Here is a 20,392-nt window from a genome sequence, read left to right as displayed (position 1 = left end):
ATTTATTTATTAATAATAGCTCTTTTAATAAATAGAAAGATAAATAAGCGGATAGGAAGCGTTGTTTAAACGTTTTTGAAAAATGAGATTGTTACAAAAAAAGATAATTTGCTTACATCTTCTAAAATAATTTTTGAAAAATCTCTTTAAATGAGATTTGGTTTCATAAAAAAATAACTATATTTGTGGACATTAACGGAATATTTTATTATGGGTGAGAATTTGTTGAAAGAAATGGAAAAGGGCTCAAAGATGGCTGTGATGAAGAAGAAAATCATCACCCACTATATTTATAATGGAAGCTCTACGATTACTGATTTAGCAAAAGAGATGGATTTAAGTGTGCCTACGGTTACGAAATTCATCGATGAAATGTGTGAGGAAGGTTACATTAACGATTACGGAAAGCTGGAAACCAGCGGAGGGAGACATCCTAGTCTGTATGGTTTGAATGCGGATTCCGGGTATTTTGTTGGCGTTGAAGTACGTCAGTTTTCTATCAACTTGGGGTTGATAAATTTTAAGGGGGATGTGGTTCAGTTGAAAATGAATGTTCCTTTTAGAGCGAAGAATACTCCTGAGAGTTTGGACGAATTGTGTAAGCAGATTAGACATTTCCTTCAAAAAGTCAGTGTCGAGAAAGATAAGATATTAAATATAAATGTGAATCTTTCCGGACGTGTGAATCCGGACTTGGGGTATAGTTACAGCATATTCAATTTTGATGAACGCCCGTTGACGGATGTCATATCGGAAAAGGTGGGTGGCTATCGTGTTTCTATTGATAATGATACCCGTGCCATGATTTACGGTGAGTATATGCAAGGTGTTGTGAAAGGTGAGAAGAATATCATTTTTATTAATGTCAGCTGGGGATTGGGCATGGGAATTATCATTGATGGAAGGATTTATAAAGGAAAATCCGGCTTCTCCGGTGAATTCGGGCATAATTTTGGATATGAAAATGAGATTATCTGCCATTGTGGGAAGAAGGGATGCATAGAAACGGAAGTTTCGGGGGCCGCTTTGCATCGTATTTTATTGGAGCATATTAATAATGGGGAGAACTCTATTATTTCCAATACCAAGAAAAACTTGGAAGATTTGACCTTGGATGATATTATTGATGCGGTAAATAAGGAAGATTTGCTGTGTATCGAACTGGTGGAGGAAATCGGGGTGAAGCTGGGACGCCATGTGGCGGGACTTATTAATATTTTTAATCCGGAACTGGTTATTATCGGAGGCGCATTGTCACGTACTGGTGATTATTTGATACAGCCCATAACTACGGCTATTCGAAAATATACACTGAATTTGATGAACCGTGATTCTGTTATTGTAGAATCTAAATTGAAAGAAAGAGCCGGGATCATCGGTGCTTGTATGTTGTCGCGCAGTAAACTGTTTGAATAATATGTAGGTGTTATAAAGTAAGGGATGAGTCCATTAATGATTCATCTCTTATATTGCCTTCTTGTTAAATTTAACTCTGAGCAAGCTCAATAAGTTTTTAAGGAGCTAGTATTATGGTTGATAGAACACATGGTGAAACAAAACTTTGGGAATCTTTCATTAAAGGAGAAACGGCGGCATTTGAAGAAGTTTATCGACGTTATTATTCGTTATTGTATTCCTATGGAATTCGTATGGTAGGTGATAGAGAGTTGGTTGCCGATACCATACAGAATTTGTTCGTCAAGTTGATTTTAAATTGTAGAAATTTGCATTATACTGATAATGTAAAGGCGTATTTGCTTTGTTCTTTTAGAAATAAACTGCTGGATGCGTTTCAGTCTTTACGTCCTATGGAAGTGATTGAAGAATGCCATGAGTTTTTTCCGATGGGCGAAGAAATAATAAATTCTTTATTTAAGAAAGATGATGTGGATGTGAAGAATGAAAGGAGGCTGGCTAAGGCAATTTCACGTCTTTCCGGTCGTCAGCGTGAAATTCTGTATCTATATTATGTAAAGGAATTGAACCATCAGGAAATATCCGCTATCTTAGGTATGAATCCTCAATCAAGCAAGAACCTTTTGTCGCGTACATTGGCACGTTTGCGTGAATTCTTTTTCTCTGTTTCAACCATTTGGATTTTCAGTATCTTGGTACATTGTGTTCATGTGCCTGTGCGTTGTGTTTGGGCTTTTCACTTCTCTTGATTTAGCGAGTCGTTGATCGTTGTTATTGTATCATTTGAGCATGTTTTTATAAAGTGATATTTGTGTGATGAATAAGTTTATTTATTTGTCATGTGAGGTTTGTCTATTGGTCTAACGAAGGCTTATGCAAAGAAAAATGTGATTTCTTTTCTTTTTTATGAGTACCTTTTTTTTTGGATACCGTTTTCTTAATAAAAAGGTATTTAGATGAAAAGTAAAAAAATAAAATATAATTCAGATGAATTTCGTAAAACAGTTCAATGCCTGACTGAGAAGATTCGGGAAGCAGATGAATGGGAATCTGTTGATGTGGAAAAATCTTTTCAGGACGTGATGAAACGAGTAGAAAGGGAAAAGAGGGATTCCCACAGACGTCATATTTATAGGTGGTCTATGTCGATAGCGGCAGCGATTGGTTTGATTTTAGTTATGAATTGGTGGAGTACCAATGCTGACGAGGGTACGGAGCTTGATATAGCATTGCTGAATGACACGACTTTCATTTGCGGTGATGAGGTGATTCTGATAACAGATAACCAAGCTATGAATCTGAAAAATGATGCTTCTTTAAAATATGATACTTTAGGAAGCTCGAATATTCAGCAGTATGCATTAAATACTAAAATATCCCAGGCTTCATCTGTAAAGAATGAAATTCATCAAATAATGGTTCCTAATGGCAAAAGAGCTGATATTACTTTTTCTGATGGTACTAGAATTTATATAAATTCAGGTAGTAAGGTGATGTATCCGGATATTTTTGAAGAACAGAAACGTGAAATTCTGGTAGAGGGGGAGGTTTATCTGGATGTGGCCAAAAGGAAGGATTGTCCATTTGTTGTCAAAACAAGAGAGTTTGATATACGCGTGCTGGGTACTTCGTTTAATGTCTGTGCCTATAGGGAGGATGAGGCTTCATCTGTTGTTTTAGTACGTGGAAGCGTGGAAGTAACTACTGAGAATAAGAGCAAAGTAAGATTGGCACCTAATCAATTGGTGGATATTAAAGGTAATAAAACGCAGGTACGTAAGGTTGATGTGTCCGAATACATCAGTTGGAAGGATAATTTATTGCTGCTTCATCAAAGACCCGTAGGAGATGTTTTGAAGAAACTTGAGCGGTATTATGGGTGTAAAATACGGTATGATGCGGAGATTACTACCTTGTCATTGTCTGGAAAACTGGATCTTCAAACAGACATTACCAATGTTATGGATAACTTGTGTCTTTCATTATCATTGCATTATACAATAAATGATAAAGATGAAATCTATGTGAGCCTTAAATGAGAATTGTTGAACCTTAAAATACTTTAGCCTATGGAATAAAAGAAGGATGTAAAAAAAGAAAACCAGACAGTATTTGCCGTACTATCTGGTCACTGAATCGTTGTTTAATTATTTACCTTGAAATAAATAGAAAAAACAATCAAATATATGAAAAAATACACGAATAGAATAAAACTCATGCCTAAATTCACAAAATGTATGAGTTTAGCCATGATTTTAACATTTACAGGTTATGAAGAGGCTTTTGCAGAAATGAGTTATGCGGAACAAACTAGCTTTACCGTTTCTATGGAGAACCAGACTTTGAAGAGTGTGATTAATTGGGTAGAAAAGAATAGTCAATTTATTTTTATATATCGTACAGATATTGATTTATCTCGTCGTGTCAATGTGGATGTACGGAATAAAACAATAGAAGAGGTATTGAAACAAATGTTTGCCGGTACTGATTTGGAATATTATATCCGTGACAGACAAGTAATAATTCGCAAGGCCATTTCTAAAGAAGAAACGCGTCCCATTGTTATGCAACAAGAGAAAGTGACTGTCAAAGGTATAGTGACCGATGCCAAAGGAGAAGCAATTATTGGGGCTAATATTATAGAGAAAGGTACTACCAATGGTACCATAACTGATATAGACGGCCAGTTTACGTTAATGGTAAGTGAAAAAGCGTCTTTGGTCTTTTCTTATATCGGTTATCTGACTCAAGAAATGTTGGTAGGGAAAAAGTCGTTTTTGAATGTTCAGTTGCAGGAAGACAATAAGACTTTGGATGAAGTGGTGATAACAGGTTATGGGGGTACACAACTTCGTTCCAAGATGACTAATTCTATTGCTAAAGTTGATAATTCTACTTTAAGTACGGGTGCCCATACTAATCCGGCGCAAGCACTCTCTGGTGCAGTGGCAGGATTAAGGGTGCAGCAAACTAGTGGTAATCCGAATTCCACTCCTACTTTGGTACTTCGTGGTGGTACCAATCTGGATGGTAGCGGTTCACCTTTGGTCATTATCGATGGTGCTGTACGCGAGTCGTTGAGTGATGTGAATCCGGAGGATATCGAGTCTTTGGAAGTCATGAAAGATGCCGGTGCTACAGCTATTTACGGTGCGCGTGCTTCCAATGGTGTAATTCTTGTTACTACTAAAAGAGGTTCGGAAGGACATACGGAAATAAATTTGAGTGCGAAAGTCGGTTTCAATTTTTTTCATAGCCAGTATGAGTTTTTGAATGCTCATGATTATTTGTATTATATGCGTTCGGCATTTTATCGGTCTTCGCATATATGGCAGGATAAATCGGGCGCTTGGCATGGATTTGCCAGTGATGCGACTTTATCCGGAACACAGCCTTACGGAACAGGAAACAGATATTTTGATGAAAAAGGGAATGTACTTAATGGCAATAAAGACAATACAGCCGTATGGGGTGTTATGAATTATACAGATGATCTGGCTTTCCTGTTAAAACAAGGTTGGCAGACAATGGATGACCCTGTGAATCCGGGACAAAAATTGATTTATTGTGATAATCAACTGAAAGATTATAATATCAAATCTCCGGCTATTACTCAGGATTATAACTTGAGCGTATCCGGCGGCAATGATAAGGGGCATTATTATGCAAGCCTAGGCTATAATCGCAGCGAAGGAAATGCGATGAACAACTGGTATCACCGTTTGAATTTCACGATCAATGCAGATTATAAAATTAAGCCTTGGCTTACTTCCAATTCTTCTTTGACATTTACCGATGCCAAATGGGACGATGGTGGTGCAGGATATGCCGGTGAAGGTAATTTTTTCAGTACTACCTTGTCCGTTCCTCCTACATTCCGTGTGAAAAGTCCGGACGGCGACTGGTTGGCAGGCCCTGCAGTGGCTTCTTATGCCCGTGGCTGGACCACTGTGAAAGTGTATGAGGATGCATTGAACTATGATAATAATACAGACAAGTTTAATCTGAGCCAGTCTTTTACCTTTAATATAATGAAAGGATTGACATTCAAGACCACAGGAACTTGGTTTTATTTTGATGACAGCAGAGAGTTCTTCAAAGGGGACTATATTGTAGCTACAGGACCGGTATATGATACGAATCATAGTACTTCCAACAAGCATGAACGGCTTTTGGACCAGACTTACAATGGAATCTTGAATTATCAGACTACATTCCGGCAAGATCATTCTATAGATGCGATGGCAGGCGTAGAATATTATGACTCATACAAGAAAGGTTTTTCTGCATCTGGTTATGGATCTCCATTATCTGATTTTCAGGATTTGAATTATACTTCGACTGCTGCTGGAGTACGGCAAATAGATTCCTGGCATTACAGACAACGTATTCTTTCATTCTTTGGTAGAGTGAATTATGATTATAAGTCCAAGTATTTGCTGAGCCTTGTTTTACGTCGCGACGGATACTCCAAACTGCCAAAGGATAACCGTTGGGGAACCTTTCCCGGCATATCAGCCGGTTGGGTCTTGAGTAGAGAGAATTTTATGGAGTCTTGTAGCAATGTACTTTCTTATGCTAAAATTCGTGCTAGTTACGGTGCCAATGGAAATGTGTCTGGTGTACTGGATGCTAATGGTAATGTAGTGACAGGACTTGATTATTATACGGTTCAAGGCTCTTATGGTATTATGAAAGATAAAAAAGGTAAAATAGTACCCAACTATAATGGCAAAGTGCCTTTGATGATAAACGATTTGCCTAATCCCACCATGAGATGGGAAAAATCGTACACATTCGAGACAGGTTTCGATATTGGTTTTCTGAATAACAAATATATCTTGAACTTTACCTATTATAATAGACATACACAGGATAAATTTGCAGAAATCACCCTGCCTTCCCATAGCGGAGTTTCTTCTTTCCTTTCTAACAATGGAGAAGTACAAAACCAAGGTATGGAGTTGGAATTGACCGCCAATGTTTTGCGTACCAAAGATTGGAAATTTACAGTTAGTATGAATACCGCTTATAATAAGAATAAGATTATCTCATTACCGTACAATGGATTGCCGAATAATATGCAGGATGCCTATCAGGTTTATACGGGACGCAAGCTGGCAGATGGTACCTATGAAAGACAATGGGTGGGTGGTTATCAGGAAGGACAGGAATATGGTGTGATTTACGCCTTTAAATCTCTTGGTATTTATAAGAGTGAGAGTGAGATTCCAGGCAATCTGATAGACAGATCCACTTATACGGAAAATGGAGCAGATGCCAAAGTGCTCTATGGACCTGAAGCTTGGGCTAAATTGTCGGATGCCGAAAAGGAGAAAGGACTGCCTATACAGGCTGGTGATGTGAAATGGCAGGATGTGAATGGGGATGGTGTGATTGATGATTATGACCGGGTGAAATTGGGTAATACGATACCTCATTGGACCGGAGGCTTTAACATTAATACTTCATGGAAAGGGTTAACTTTGAACTGCCGTCTGGATTATGCTTTAGGCTATTGGGTACATGATTGGAAAACTCCTTGGATTATGGGTAATATGCAGGGAACATTTAATACCATTTCTTTAGTTAAAGATTCCTGGTCGGAAAGTAATCCGAATGGAAAATATCCGGTGTATGGATGGGCTGACTTTTTGGGCAAACGTAATTATGACAGAATATCGGACATTAATTGTTATCGTGGCGATTATTTGGCTTTTCGTGAAATAAGCCTGTCGTATTCCTTGCCTCAGAGTTGGATTCATAAATCCGGTTTGAGCAAGGTGGATGTTTCTGTAACAGCACAGAATTTGGGATATATTACAGCAGCCAAAAATATGGCGACCCCCGAATATGGTGTCAGTCAGAATGGAGGATATCCCCTCCCTAGAACAGTTGTTTTGGGTTTAAATGTTACATTCTAATAAATAGGAAGGATTATGAAGAAAATATTTTATAGCATATTGTTGAGTGGGATGATGGTATTGTCTGCTTGTGATGCGTTGGACCTGTCTCCTGAAGATTATTATGGCTCTAATGATTTTTGGAATCAGAAGTCTCAGGTAGAAATGTTTATGACTGGTATTCATGCCGATTTAAGAGATAAATATCAGATGCCTGTCACATTGGGAGAGTTCAGAAGTGAGATTCTGATAAGTGATGTTACTTCTATGGGTGAGGGGGTATATGGTCCGCCTATGACTAATAATCTGCTTACGAAAGATAATACCGGTGTCGATGATTGGTATGAGGTGTACCCAAATATCATGCATATAAATTTGTTTATCAGAAATGTAGATAAAGAAATTGATTATATGACTGGAACGGAGAAATCATTTTATTTGGGACAGGCTTATGGTTTGCGTGCATATTATTATTTCTATCTTTATCGAACATTTGGTGGTGTGCCGTTAGAAACGGAATCGAAAGTTACAGAGGGTAGCATTGATATTACGCAACTATATAAGGCTCGTTCTACTCCGGAGGAAACGTTGGAGTTTATCAAAGAAGATATTAATAAATCCGAATCTTTTTTCAATGAGTCGGATAAGAAGATATCCGACCAATATGAATGGTCTTATTATGCAACGGAACTTTTGAAAGCCAAGATATATATGTGGTCTGCCAAAGTCACTACAGGATTACCCAGTGATGATATTGCAGGGGATCATATAGCTACTCTGACTGCCGTAGATCCTAATAACAGTGACTTGCTGACAGCAAAGAAGGCTTTATTGAATTTGGTGAACCAACAATTCGAACTGCTTCCAAACTTTGCGGATTTATGGACTCCGGAAGGGAAGAAGAATAGAGAGATTATTTTCGCTCTATGTTTTAATAAGAATGAATTGACCAATTGGGGGGCGAACTGGTTCTATAATGTAGCCTTGTTTACCAATGCTACGGACTTGGATGGAAATAAATATGGTCCGGATCCGTTGAAGCTATTGACAGCCGGACCATTACGTTATGAGTATAAAGTGCCGTTTATCGAAATTTATGATAAGGAAGATACTCGTTTGGATGCTACTTTTTTTCAATATATGTTTGAAGGAAAAAACCGTGGCGCTTGTTGGAAAAAACTGATGGGGCAAACGGACGGAGGAACTCATTATTATGATTCAGATGTACCGGTATATAGATATGCTGATGTTTTGTTGATGCTGGCCGAGTGTGAAAACGGGTTGGGAGCTCCGGATAAATGTGCTGCATATATAAATGAGATACGTAAGCGTGCTTATGGTGATAAATTTGAACAACATAAATATATCGCAGGAGATTATGCGGATAATGAGTGGGCTATTTTGCAGGAACGTGATAAAGAGTTTGTAGGTGAGGGAAGTCGCTGGTTTGATTTATTGCGTTTACGTGATTCCAACGGAAAACCTTTTGTCTTTTCTGCTAAAGCGCATTATGGAAGTTCATTGCCTATATTAACAGAGGATAAGGCGTATATGATGTTGTGGCCTGTTAATGTGGAAGTCTTGAATGGAGATCCGGAAATCAAGCAGAATCCGGGGTATGAATAATAGTGGAATAATATGATGATAATGAAAAGATTGCTCTTTTTAGTATCTGTATGCAGTTTATGTATGGTTGGTAATTCTCAGAATTACCAACCTGAGGAACATGCAGTTGTGAAATCAGATCGTGGGGATGGACGGTTACTAAGTACTTATGCCATTGTTCATGAGATGTTGAAAAATACACATCCCCAATATGCTTACTGTTCCGGTATGTCCGCACAGGAGTTTACGCAATGGCAGAATGGAGTGCGTACTGCAATGGTGGAAATCATGAAGTTTCCCGAAATAAAGGGACAACCGTCTCCTGTCTGTGTGAAAACGGAAAAAAAAGAGGGGTATATTTTGGAGAAATGGGAGTTCTATCCTTTTCCAAAGTCAGTTTCCACTTTCCTGGTTTTGAAACCGATACATTTGAAGGGTGCAGTACCCGGAGTCTTGTGCATTCCGGGTTCCGGAAGGACTAAAGAAGGATTGGCTGGTGAGCCTGGCATCTGTGATAAGTTGACTGAGGATTATAATAATCCCCAAGTAAGTATGGCTCTGAATATGGTTAAAGAAGGTTATGTGGCGGTAGCGGTGGATAATGCCGCTGCCGGAGAAGCTTCCGATTTGGAATGTTATGATAAAGGATGGAATTATGACTATGATGTTGTTTCCCGTTTTTTGCTTGAACTGGGATGGAGTTGGCTAGGGTATACTTCTTATCTGGATATGCAAGTGCTGAATTGGGTGAAGAGCCAGTCTTACATCCGAAAGGATAGGATTGTGATTAGCGGATTCTCATTAGGTACAGAACCGATGATGGTCTTGGGGGTGTTGGATAAGGATATTTATGCTTTTGTGTACAATGATTTTCTATGCCAGACTCAGGAACGTGCCGTTGTGATGACTAAACCAGACAAAGAAAACAGGCGTCCTTTTCCAAATTCTATCCGGCATCTGATACCTGGCTATTGGAGATATTTTAATTTTCCAGATGTTGTCGCGTCATTAGCTCCTCGTCCTATCATTTTTACAGAGGGAGGGTTGGACCGTGATTTCCGTTTGGTGCAGTCTGCTTATGCTGCTAGTGGAAAACCGGAAAATGCGGAGTTTCATCATTATCCGAAGTTTGCTGATAAGGCGGTTAGAAAAGATGTGGAGCGTCTTGATGAAGGACTGGATTCAAAGACCTATTTCGAAACGGTCAATGTAGATCCCCCTTCTCATTATTTTAAAAACGAACTGGTTATTCCTTGGTTACGCAAGGTTTTAAAGTAGGTTCAGGTATTTTTGATAGGCTGTGATTTTTTATGTAATATGAGCTCCTTGTTTTTCATTCAGGTGAAAACAAGGAGCTCTTTTTTATTGATTATGAAGAATTTCTGCAAGATTTAATCTTGTTTTAATGCAGATTGTAGTGTTTCCCAATTTTCATTGAAGTCGGGCATGGAATGAAAAAGTAAATTCGCTCCTTCATCCAGTAACACATTGTCGGGCAACGGCCCTGTATTCACGGCGATGGTAAATATACCGGCGGCAACTCCCGCTTGTACACCTAGTGGTGCATTTTCTATTACTAACGCTTCATTAGGTTTGAAACCGCCTTTCTTTAAGGCCATCAGATACGGTTCTGGATTCGGCTTTCCGTATTTCACATCAAAAGCGGTGACCATCAGGTCTGCTTGGAAGATACCCGGAAAATTATGATTCAAACGGTCTAGTAGGGATGTTTGTCCCGAACCGGTCACTACCATAGGGGTGAGTCCTGCGGCTTTTATTTTAGTCAGTACTTCCAGTGCGCCCGGCATACGTTCTGCTTTGGGGCATTTGTTGAATTCCTCGGTTTTGGCTTGGTAGATGGCTTTTATCTCTTCTTCTGTGGCATCATGCCCACGTTCCCGGCGGCTTACTATATTGATGGTGGATGCACCGGTACGTCCTTCGTGCATATAAGCTTCTTCCCGGCTGAGGCCGAAACCGAAGCGTTTCATTATTTTATGCCATGACTCTGCATGGTTGGGCATGGAGTCGAACAGTACGCCGTCCATATCGAACAATACGGCTTTCAGGTCGATGGATTCGTATCCATGCGTGTGAAGGTAGTTGTTTATCGTTTCTTTAAACATAGAATAAATGTATAGTTATATTTCCAAAGCTCGCGACCGTTGGTCTTGAACAAAGTGAAGAATCTGTAAGCACTTGGTGGATGCTTTCAGATTCTTCACTGCCGTTCAGAATGCCATTTAATGACATTCTTTATAGGTCTTGATGATTATAATCGGGCCTGGATGGCTTTAGATTCTTCTTCGTACCCCGGTTTGTTTAACAAAGCAAACATGTTTTTCTTGTATGCTTCCACACCCGGTTGGTTGAACGGATTCACACCCAGCAGATAACCGCTGATGCCGCAAGCCTTTTCAAAGAAATAGATGATTTCTCCCAAGTAGTATTCGTTCAGTTCGGGCACAATCAGTCGCATATTGGGTACACCACCGTCCACGTGTGCCAGCTGAGTACCCAGTTCTGCCATCTTGTTCACTTCGTCCACACGCTTGCCTGCCAGAAAGTTCAAACCGTCCAGATTCTCGCCATCTGAAGGAACTTGAAGCGTATGTTCCGGCTTTTCGATAGAGATAACCGTTTCGAAAATGGTACGCTCACCTTCCTGAATCCACTGTCCCATGGAATGGAGGTCGGTAGAGAAGTCGACGGCAGACGGATAGATACCTTTACCATCCTTGCCTTCGGATTCACCATACAATTGCTTCCACCATTCGTTCATATAGTGTAGTTTGGGATTGAAGTTTACCAGAATCTCAATCTTCTTGCCGTCTTTATACAATTCATTGCGGGTAGCGGCATAAACAGCGGCTGGGTTTTCGGCAAACGGAGTAGCCGGACCACATACTGTCTCCATGGTGCGTGCGCCTTCCACTAGTTTTTCGATGTCGAAACCTGCTACTGCGATAGGCAGCAAACCGACCGGAGTCAAGACAGAGAAACGACCGCCTACATTATCAGGGATAATGAAAGTCTTGTATCCTTCTTTGTCGGCTGTGACACGGGCGGCACCTTTTTTGGCGTCTGTAACGGCGACAATGACTTTTTTCGCCATTTCCTTGCCAAGCTGGTCTTCACACTGTTTTTTCAGCAGACGGAAAGCCAGGGCGGTTTCTGTAGTAGTACCAGACTTGGAAATATTAATTACACCGAATTTCTTATCCTTCAAGTATTCAGTCAATTCAAACAAATAATCTTCACCGATATTGTGGCCTGCAAATACGATGACGGGACCGTTTTGTTTTGCTTTCAACCATTGGAAGCTGTTGGATAAAGCTTCGATTACGGCACGTGCTCCCAGATAGCTGCCGCCAATACCTGCTACGACCACTACCTCGCAGTTGTCGCGTAGAACCTGAGCTGTGGCTTTCAAGTCAGCCAAGTGTCCGGCTGTTATAGACGAGGGCAAGTGCAACCAGCCTAAGAAGTCATTACCTTTACCTGTACCGTTTTCCAGTGTTTCCATGCAGGCTTTTACCTGAGGTTCGTAAGCAGCGATTGTCTCCTTAGAAACAAAACCGGCTACTTTGTCGATGTTTAAACTAATATTCTTCATTGTATCTGATATTTTATCTGAATGAATCAGTTAATAATTTAATCTCAATCATGGGCGAGATGCGCTCGTATAAAATATTATAAACAGCATCTACGATAGGCATGTTCACGTGCAAGTGCTTGTTTAGTTCCTTGATACATTTCGTTCCGTAGTATCCTTCGGCAATCATTTCCATTTCTATCTGTGCGCTTTTTACGGAGTAGCCTTTACCAATCATGGTACCGAACACGCGGTTCCGGCTGAAATTGGAATAGGAGGTTACCAGCAAGTCGCCCAAATAGGCGGAATCGTCGATTGAACGCTCTACAGGATGTACGGTATTTAGGAAGCGGTTCATCTCCTGGATGGCATTCGAAATCAATACAGCTTGGAAGTTGTCACCATATTTCAGTCCGCTGCAAATACCGGCGGAGATGGCATAGATATTCTTTAATACAGAAGCGTATTCTATACCTGCCACATCCTGGCTGACAGAAGTCTTGATATAGTGTCCGGCTAGCTGGCGGGAGAATATTTTAGCCTTATCAATGTCTTTACATCCGATCGTGAGATAAGACAGACGCTCCAAGGCTACTTCCTCCGCATGACACGGGCCTGCGATGACGGCTATATTCTCTTCGGGAACGCCGTAAACCTGATGAAAATAATCAGAAACAATCAGGTTTTCGTCGGGGACGATACCTTTGATAGCAGTGACAATGAACTTGTCCTTTATTTTGGTTTTCAGCTTCTTGAGGTGGCTTTTCAGATAGGGGGAAGGGGTAACGAATATCAGAGTATCCGATTCCTTTACTACCTTGTTGATATCTGACGAGAAGTTGATGTTCTTTATATCAAAACGCACACTTGTCAGATAAGCCGGGTTATGTCCCAAACGCTTGAATTCTTCAATTCGGTCGTCGCGGCGCATATACCAGTTGATTGATTCAGCCTGAGCCAGAACTATTTTTGCAATAGCTGTGGCCCAGCTGCCACCACCCATTATCGCTATTTTACCGGGCAATTTCATGCTTATTATTTATGATGGATCATTGAAATTGGAATAATTCTCAATCTTTGATTCTCAATTCTCAATTTTCGCAATCCATCCGGCAACTTCGTCCACCGTAGGATTGGTCAGTTCCAATTTATATTTTTTGTTGATGCCACAGATGTCCATGTGCAACTTCTGCGGATTCACTTCTTTCATATCACTCACCAGGTTGTAGCCTGCTTTCTGGATGACGGGAACCCAGTCTTCTGAAATACCTAGTTCCATAAATTTGGCAGGAGAGTCTTTCGGGGTAATCTTTTCGGGACGCATTTGAGGGAAGAACAATACTTCCTGGATGGTAGATTGTCCGGTCATCAGCATGGTCAGACGGTCCATACCGATACCCATGCCCGAAGTGGGGGGCATACCGTATTCCAGCGCACGGACAAAGTCTTTGTCAATAATCATCGCTTCGTCATCTCCCTTTTCGCTCAGTCTCATTTGTTCTTCAAAACGTTCCAACTGGTCAATCGGATCATTCAGCTCAGAATATGCGTTACACAACTCCTTGCCGTTCACCATCAGTTCGAAACGCTCGGTCAAATCCGGATTGGTACGGTGTACCTTTGTCAGCGGAGACATTTCTTTTGGATAGTCAGTGATGAAAGTCGGTTGGATGTAGGTACCTTCGCAGAATTCTCCGAAGATTTCATCAATCAGCTTGCCTTTACCCATCGTCTCGTCAATTTCCATATTCAGTTTCTGACAAACCTCACGTATCTGGTCTTCGTTCATGCCTGTCAAGTCATAGCCGGTGTGTTCCTTGATGGAATCCAGCATGGTGACACGCTTGTACGGAGCTTTGAAGTCAATGATGTTGTCGCCTATCTTGACTTGAGTAGTGCCGTTTACATCCAGACAGATCTTTTCAATCATCTTTTCCGTAAATTCCATCATCCAGTTATAATCTTTGTAGGCAACGTATATTTCCATACAGGTGAATTCCGGGTTGTGTGTGCGGTCCATTCCTTCGTTACGGAAGTTCTTGCCTATTTCATATACACCTTCGAAACCACCTACAATCAGTCTTTTCAAGTACAGCTCACTGGCGATACGCATATACAGGGGCATATCCAATGCGTTGTGGTGTGTAATGAACGGACGTGCGGCTGCTCCGCCGGCAATGGATTGCAGAATCGGAGTCTCCACTTCCATGTAGCCTTTTGAGTTGAAATATTCGCGCATGGAACTAAATACTTTACTGCGTTTGATGAAGATATCTTTTATCTCTTCATTCACTGCAAGATCGACGTAGCGTTGACGGTAGCGCAATTCGGGGTCTTCAAACTTATCGTAAGCGACTCCGTCTTTGTATTTTACAATAGGAAGCGGTTTGATAGACTTGGACAGTACGGTTAGCTTTTTAGCGTGGATGCTGATTTCACCCATCTGGGTTCTGAATACGAATCCTTCGATACCGACAAAGTCACCAAGGTCCAGCAGACGTTTGAATACTGTGTTGTACAATTCTTTGTTTTCATCCGGGCAGATGTCATCACGGGTGATATAGACCTGGATACGGCCTTTTGAGTCCTGTAACTCGATGAATGAAGCTTTACCCATCACACGGCGGCTCATCATACGTCCGGCTACCGATACTTTGCGAGGTTCCTCATTATCTTTGAACTCAGCTTTTATATCTGTCGAAAATGCATTGGTTACATACTCAGCTGCGGGGTATGGTTCGATGCCCATAGCTCGCAATTCATTCAGACTGTTTCGTCTGATAATCTCCTGTTCACTTAGTTCTAATACGTTCATCCTGTTAAAACATTAACTCAATTTGTTGGCAAAAATACGAAAGATTTTGCAAAGTACCTCATTAAGACGTGTTTTTATTTCGAGAAAGCCTGTTCTTGAGCCGGTTCACACACCGCAAATATCATGAACAGCACACCGGTCGCGAAGCAGGGAATAAGTTAAAATGATGCCGGCAAGGGGGGATGGCGGTTTGATAAATTCATGTGCCCGGAGGGGGACGGGTGGTTGGATCTCTAAAAAACATTCATCTTCTTGATGGACCTGCCGTTATTTTGGGTGGCAAAATTGCGAAAAAATGATGGAATAGTCTATCTTTGTAGCGGATATATAAAATTAAAGAATAACGATGAAGAAGTTTATGAGTCTGATGGTGCTGGTTTGCGCATGTTTGCTGAGCCAGCCGGTGAAGGCGCAGCAGGTCACTCCTGATGCTGCCGGTTATATAGTAAAGGTAGGGGATATGGCTCCTGATTTTGAAATGGAGCTGACAGACGGACAGAAAGTGAAACTCTCTGACTTGCGTGGCAAGGTGGTGATGCTTCAGTTTACTGCCAGTTGGTGTGGAGTTTGCCGCAAGGAGATGCCTTTTATTGAAAAAGATATCTGGTTGAAACATAAAGATAATCAAGCGTTTGCCCTTTACGGGGTGGATCGGGACGAACCCTTGGAAACCGTAGTGGCTTTTGCCAAACGTACCGGGGTAACTTATCCGCTGGGGCTTGATCCGGGTGCTGATATTTTTGCCAAGTATGCAGACCGTAAGGCTGGTATCACCCGTAATGTGTTGATTGACAAGACGGGCAGGATCGTGATGCTGACACGTTTGTATAATGAGGAGGAGTTTTCTTCTTTGTGCAAGAAGATAGATGAAATGCTGGGAGAAAAATAACAGACAATGAGGGTATCGGTACTATTTGTCACGTTTTTATTTTTTATTTTACCACCGCTTCTGGCGCAGAAAAAGCCTCGAACCGGCAAGGAGCCTTTATTTGGAAAAGAGTATGCTACCTATCAGGTCACATCCAATGAGCTGCGCGGGGCCTGTTTCTATCTGGTGGGCGGACATGGTGGTCCCGACCCCGGGGCCATCGGCATCTATCAAGGACGTCAGTTGCATGAGGATGAGTATGCATACGATATCATTCTTCGGTTGGCGCGTGAATTGTTGTCGCGCGGTGCCAAGGTGCACATTATCATTCAAGATAAGAAGGATGGTATCCGTGACGGTCATGTTCTGGCAAATAGCAAGCGCGAAACTTGTATGGGAGATCCGATTCCGTTGAATCAGGTGGCGCGCTTGAAGCAGCGTTGTGACTGGGTGAATAAGTTATATCGGAAAGATAAGAGCACTTACAAGCGGGCTGTCTTTATTCATGTGGACAGCCGCAGTAAGGGACAGCAGACGGATGTGTTCTTTTATAATGCTCCCAAAAGTGCGAAAGGAAAGCGGCTGGCCGATAACCTGCATCGCACCTTTGACAAGAAGTATGACAAGCATCAGCCCAACCGTGGTTTCCGTGGGACGGTGAGCGAGCGCAATCTGTACGTATTGCGTAATACGATTCCGGTGGCAGTGTTTCTGGAATTGGGAAATATCCGCAATAAACGTGACCAGCAACGGTTGGTCTTGGATAATAACCGCCAGGCGTTGGCGAACTGGATTACTGAAGGTATTGTAAAAGATTATAAGCAAGGAAGATAAAAGCAGAAACGAGTCTGTGATACACACGACTAGAGACGTGGATAGTCAGATCTTGGATGCGGATGATATGGATTCGGAACCGCGTGCGGAAAGCGTATGTGGAGAATGTATGCGTGAATGTGGGCGTTCGCTTGTCCTTGAATTTTTAGAGAAAATAAGGTGGTCTTTTAATTAATATTTGTACTTTTGAATGAAGTATGAATGTGGTAATCTGCATTCTTACCTGTTTGCCTTTTGTTAAAACTAAAAACACATTGTGGAATATGAAAAAACTTATCGCTTCTTGCCTTTTGATGGTTGCCGCCAGTCTGACTGTGACAAAAACGGATGCCTGTACTTCTGCCGTCATTTCCGGAAAAGTGACTCCGGACGGTCGTCCTTTGTTGTGGAAGCACCGGGATACGGGTGCTCTGCAGAATAGTGTGAAGTATTTTTCGGGAGAGAAATACGCTTTTATCGCTGTGGTAAATAGCGGAGAGGAAGACCCTTCGGATGTATGGGTTGGTACTAACTCTGCCGGATTCTCGGTGATGAATACTCAGTCTTATAATCTGGTACAAGTGAAAGAAGGTGAAGAGCGCGGTGAGGCCAATGGACGTGTGATGCGCAGGGCGTTGGAGGTATGCGCTACGGTGGCCGATTTCAAGCATTTTCTTGATACCATCAGCAAGCCCAGTCTGATAGAGGCCAACTTTGGCGTGATTGATGCGCAAGGTGGGGCGGCTATGTTCGAGGTGGATTACTATAAATACACTTTTTTTGATGCCAATGACTCGAAAGATGCACCGTGCGGATACATTGCGCGTTCTAACTTTTCTTTTACGGGAGAAGTGAATGTGGGGGCGGGGTATGTGCGGTATATGCAGGAGGACAAATTACTGATGCCTGCTTCCGCTATGAAGAAAATCACTCCGGCATGGATATTCAATGAGTTGTCCCGCTCTTTTGCCAATCCGTTGTTGGGGATTGATTTGAAGGAGGGGGATTATAATCGTCCGAAGGGAACAGGATGGTTTGTGGAGCAGGATTTTATTCCCCGTCACGAGTCTGCCAGTTCGGTGGTGATACAAGGGGTGAAGAAAGGAGAGAAGCCGGAGTTGGTTACTATGTGGACAGTATTGGGGTATCCTCCTGTCAGTGTGGCTGTTCCGCTGTGGCTGAAAGGGGCGGAAAAACAACTGCCTTCCCTGGTTCTGACTGAGAAGGGAAAAAAGGCGTCGGGTATGAGTAAGCGGACTACCGTTTTGCTGGATAAAGTTTATGCTTATGATCAAGGCATGGGCAGTAACCGGTACATGAATTGGGAGTTGCTTTACAATAGTGATAAGACGGGGTATATGCAGTCGTTGGCTCCGGTGGAAGAACGGGTATTCTTCCTGACGGAACCTAGGCTGGACGAATGGCGTGAGAAAGGGTCGTTGGATGTCCGGCAGGTTTATCAGCTTTATGATGAACTGGACAAATATATATCGGCAGCATATAACAGGCTGTTCGGATTATGAAATCTCGGAGTCAAGCCTTGAATGAATACCGGGGATTTGTCCGTGATAAAAATAAAAAAGAAAGGGAGTGATTTTTTCCATCACTCCCTTTTCTTTTACTTGATTTCGATTTCCTCTTTCATATCTATTTCCTCGCCTGCAATGTCGGTGAACCTATATTGCAGGAAGGCCAGACTCTGGTCGGGGATAATCTTTATTCCAAATCCGTATTTCATCTGCCATTTGCGTTTCAGGGAAACCAGTCCCTGATTCACGTATGCTGCGATATACGGATGAATGTACAGCGTAAATTTCTTTATCTTCAATTTGTTGACCAGGTAATCAATCTTACTCTCCAAAGTATCCGTGAAAAGGATGGACGGTTTTATGCTACCTTTCCCGAAGCAGGTGGGGCAGGTTTCATTGGTGTTGACATCCATGGCAGGACGCACGCGTTGGCGGGTAATTTGCATCAATCCAAATTTGCTGAGGGGCAGAATGTTGTGCTTGGCTCTGTCTTTCTGCATGTTTTGACACATGCGCTCATACAGTTTCTGCCGGTTCTCGGCTAAATTCATGTCAATGAAGTCAACCACGATAATACCCCCCATATCGCGCAGTCTCAACTGGCGTGCCAGTTCGTCGGCGGCGCCCAGGTTTACATCCAGTGCGTTAGCCTCTTGCCCGTTAGCAGATTTGGAGCGGTTACCGCTATTGACATCCACTACATGAAGTGCTTCCGTGTGTTCGATAATCAGGTAAGCTCCACTCTTATACGAAATGGTTTTCCCGAAAGAGGACTTGATTTGTTTGGTAATACCGAAGTTGTCGAATATGGGAAGCTGACCTTTGTACAGCTTTACGATTTCAGCCCGTTCAGGAGCGATAAGTGATACATAATCCTTGATCTCATGGAACACTGTTTCGTCGTTCACGTAGATGTTCTCGTAAGAAGGATTGAAAAGGTCGCGCAACATACCCACCGTGCGGCTGGTCTCTTCGTACGCCAACGCCGGCAGTTTGGGAGCCTTCTGTACTTTAGTGATTGTTTCTTCCCAATGTTTCAGCAAGACTTTAAGCTCAGAATCAAGTTCAGCCACCCTTTTGCCTTCCGCTACGGTGCGTACAATCACTCCGAAGTTTTTCGGTTTGATGCTTTGCAATAACTGTTTCAGGCGGGCGCGCTCTTCGCTCGATTTAATTTTTTGTGATACGGAAACCTTGTCGTTGAAAGGGATTAATACCAGATAACGTCCGGCGAATGACAATTCGCAGGTCAGTCTCGGTCCCTTGGTAGAGATCGGTTCCTTTACAATCTGCACAATGACTTCCTGACCTTGCTGGAGGGTGGTCGAAACAGTCCCTTCCTTTTCGATGTCAGGCAGCATGGTGGCTTTGGTGATGGGAAAAAGTTTTTTACGGTCGCTTAAAACTTGCTTCAGATACTTCTGATAAGAATGAAATTGAGGACCCAGGTCTAGATAATGAAGAAAAGCATCTTTTTCAAAGCCGACATCCACGAAACAGGCATTAAGGCCGGGCATCAGTTTCTTTACCCGTCCCAAATACATATTTCCCACATTGAAAGAAGCACTTCTTCCTTCTTTCTGAAATTCCACCAGTGCCTTATCTTCAAGGAGTGCGATGGAAATCTCTTTGGGTTGTACATCTACTACTAGTTCGCTTGTCACTTTTGTAATCTTAAATTGTTCACTTTTCTCATTAAACAAAGAACAAACCTGAAAGACTTTTGTTGCTTTGCAAGGTTTGTTCTTTATTTGTCGTCACAGACAGACTACAAATTATTTTTTGCTTTTATGTCTGTTCTTTCTTAGTCTTTTTTTACGCTTGTGAGTAGACATTTTATGTCTTTTT

Annotated in this window: 14 protein-coding genes; 9 read left to right on the top strand and 5 right to left on the bottom strand. The window is 41.8% G+C overall.

The genetic code is table 11. The annotated features are described in order from the left end of the window. The first annotated feature begins 210 nt into the window (after positions 1–210). The 6 genes from ACYQ0C_RS15420 to ACYQ0C_RS15395 all read left to right on the top strand — a co-directional run bounded on the left by ACYQ0C_RS15420 (position 211) and on the right by ACYQ0C_RS15395 (position 10,202). Positions 211–1,416: an ROK family transcriptional regulator gene (locus ACYQ0C_RS15420; RefSeq protein WP_016275697.1), complete on the top strand. Its 1,206-nt coding sequence runs from the start codon at positions 211–213 to the stop codon at positions 1,414–1,416. Between the two features lie 113 nt (positions 1,417–1,529). Further along, entirely contained in the window at positions 1,530–2,165 is a 636-nt protein-coding gene (locus tag ACYQ0C_RS15415) for an RNA polymerase sigma factor (RefSeq protein WP_016275698.1), read from the top strand. 207 nt (positions 2,166–2,372) lie between these two features. Next, complete coding sequence (locus ACYQ0C_RS15410) at positions 2,373–3,455, top strand: FecR family protein (protein ID WP_016275699.1); 1,083 nt, start codon at positions 2,373–2,375, stop codon at positions 3,453–3,455. A 147-nt stretch (positions 3,456–3,602) separates the two neighbouring features. Beyond that, positions 3,603–7,340, top strand: coding sequence for a TonB-dependent receptor (locus ACYQ0C_RS15405; protein WP_016275700.1), 3,738 nt, complete (start codon positions 3,603–3,605; stop codon positions 7,338–7,340). Between the two features lie 15 nt (positions 7,341–7,355). After that, entirely contained in the window at positions 7,356–8,945 is a 1,590-nt protein-coding gene (locus ACYQ0C_RS15400; RefSeq protein WP_016275701.1) for a RagB/SusD family nutrient uptake outer membrane protein, read from the top strand. Positions 8,946–8,957: 12 nt separating this feature from the next. After that, positions 8,958–10,202: an alpha/beta hydrolase family protein gene (locus ACYQ0C_RS15395; RefSeq protein WP_016275702.1), complete on the top strand. Its 1,245-nt coding sequence runs from the start codon at positions 8,958–8,960 to the stop codon at positions 10,200–10,202. 113 nt (positions 10,203–10,315) lie between these two features. Here ACYQ0C_RS15395 and ACYQ0C_RS15390 read toward each other — a convergent pair whose 3' ends face one another. The 4 genes from ACYQ0C_RS15390 to lysS form a co-directional block, all read right to left on the bottom strand. Then, the gene (locus ACYQ0C_RS15390; protein WP_016275703.1) at positions 10,316–11,050 is read right to left on the bottom strand and encodes an inorganic diphosphatase; all 735 of its coding nucleotides are present in this window, start codon (positions 11,048–11,050) and stop codon (positions 10,316–10,318) included. 146 nt (positions 11,051–11,196) lie between these two features. Further along, positions 11,197–12,540: a glucose-6-phosphate isomerase gene (locus ACYQ0C_RS15385; protein WP_016275704.1), complete on the bottom strand. Its 1,344-nt coding sequence runs from the start codon at positions 12,538–12,540 to the stop codon at positions 11,197–11,199. Positions 12,541–12,553: 13 nt separating this feature from the next. After that, positions 12,554–13,549, bottom strand: a complete 996-nt coding sequence (locus ACYQ0C_RS15380; protein WP_016275705.1) for an NAD(P)H-dependent glycerol-3-phosphate dehydrogenase — start codon at positions 13,547–13,549, stop codon at positions 12,554–12,556. 54 nt (positions 13,550–13,603) lie between these two features. Continuing rightward, on the bottom strand, positions 13,604–15,334 hold the full coding sequence (gene lysS, locus ACYQ0C_RS15375; RefSeq protein ID WP_016275706.1) for a lysine--tRNA ligase: 1,731 nt from the start codon (positions 15,332–15,334) through the stop codon (positions 13,604–13,606). Between the two features lie 346 nt (positions 15,335–15,680). Here lysS and ACYQ0C_RS15370 point away from each other — a divergent pair, with 346 nt between their 5' ends. The 3 genes from ACYQ0C_RS15370 (at position 15,681) to ACYQ0C_RS15360 (ending at position 18,538) form a co-directional block, all read left to right on the top strand. Continuing rightward, on the top strand, positions 15,681–16,223 hold the full coding sequence (locus ACYQ0C_RS15370) for a TlpA family protein disulfide reductase (RefSeq protein ID WP_016275707.1): 543 nt from the start codon (positions 15,681–15,683) through the stop codon (positions 16,221–16,223). A gap of 6 nt (positions 16,224–16,229) precedes the next feature. Next, on the top strand, positions 16,230–17,036 hold the full coding sequence (locus ACYQ0C_RS15365) for an N-acetylmuramoyl-L-alanine amidase family protein (RefSeq protein WP_016275708.1): 807 nt from the start codon (positions 16,230–16,232) through the stop codon (positions 17,034–17,036). A gap of 263 nt (positions 17,037–17,299) precedes the next feature. After that, complete coding sequence (locus tag ACYQ0C_RS15360) at positions 17,300–18,538, top strand: hypothetical protein (protein ID WP_016275709.1); 1,239 nt, start codon at positions 17,300–17,302, stop codon at positions 18,536–18,538. 95 nt (positions 18,539–18,633) lie between these two features. Here ACYQ0C_RS15360 and ACYQ0C_RS15355 read toward each other — a convergent pair whose 3' ends face one another. Next, positions 18,634–20,208 (bottom strand): Rne/Rng family ribonuclease, encoded by a 1,575-nt coding sequence (locus ACYQ0C_RS15355; protein ID WP_016275710.1) that lies wholly within the window; start codon positions 20,206–20,208, stop codon positions 18,634–18,636. Positions 20,209–20,392 lie beyond the last annotated feature (184 nt).

Source organism: Phocaeicola sartorii JCM 17136 = DSM 21941 (genome assembly GCF_054653615.1).
The sequence above is the reverse complement of the archived record's forward strand: the minus strand, read 5'-3'. Positions and strand labels throughout refer to the sequence as shown.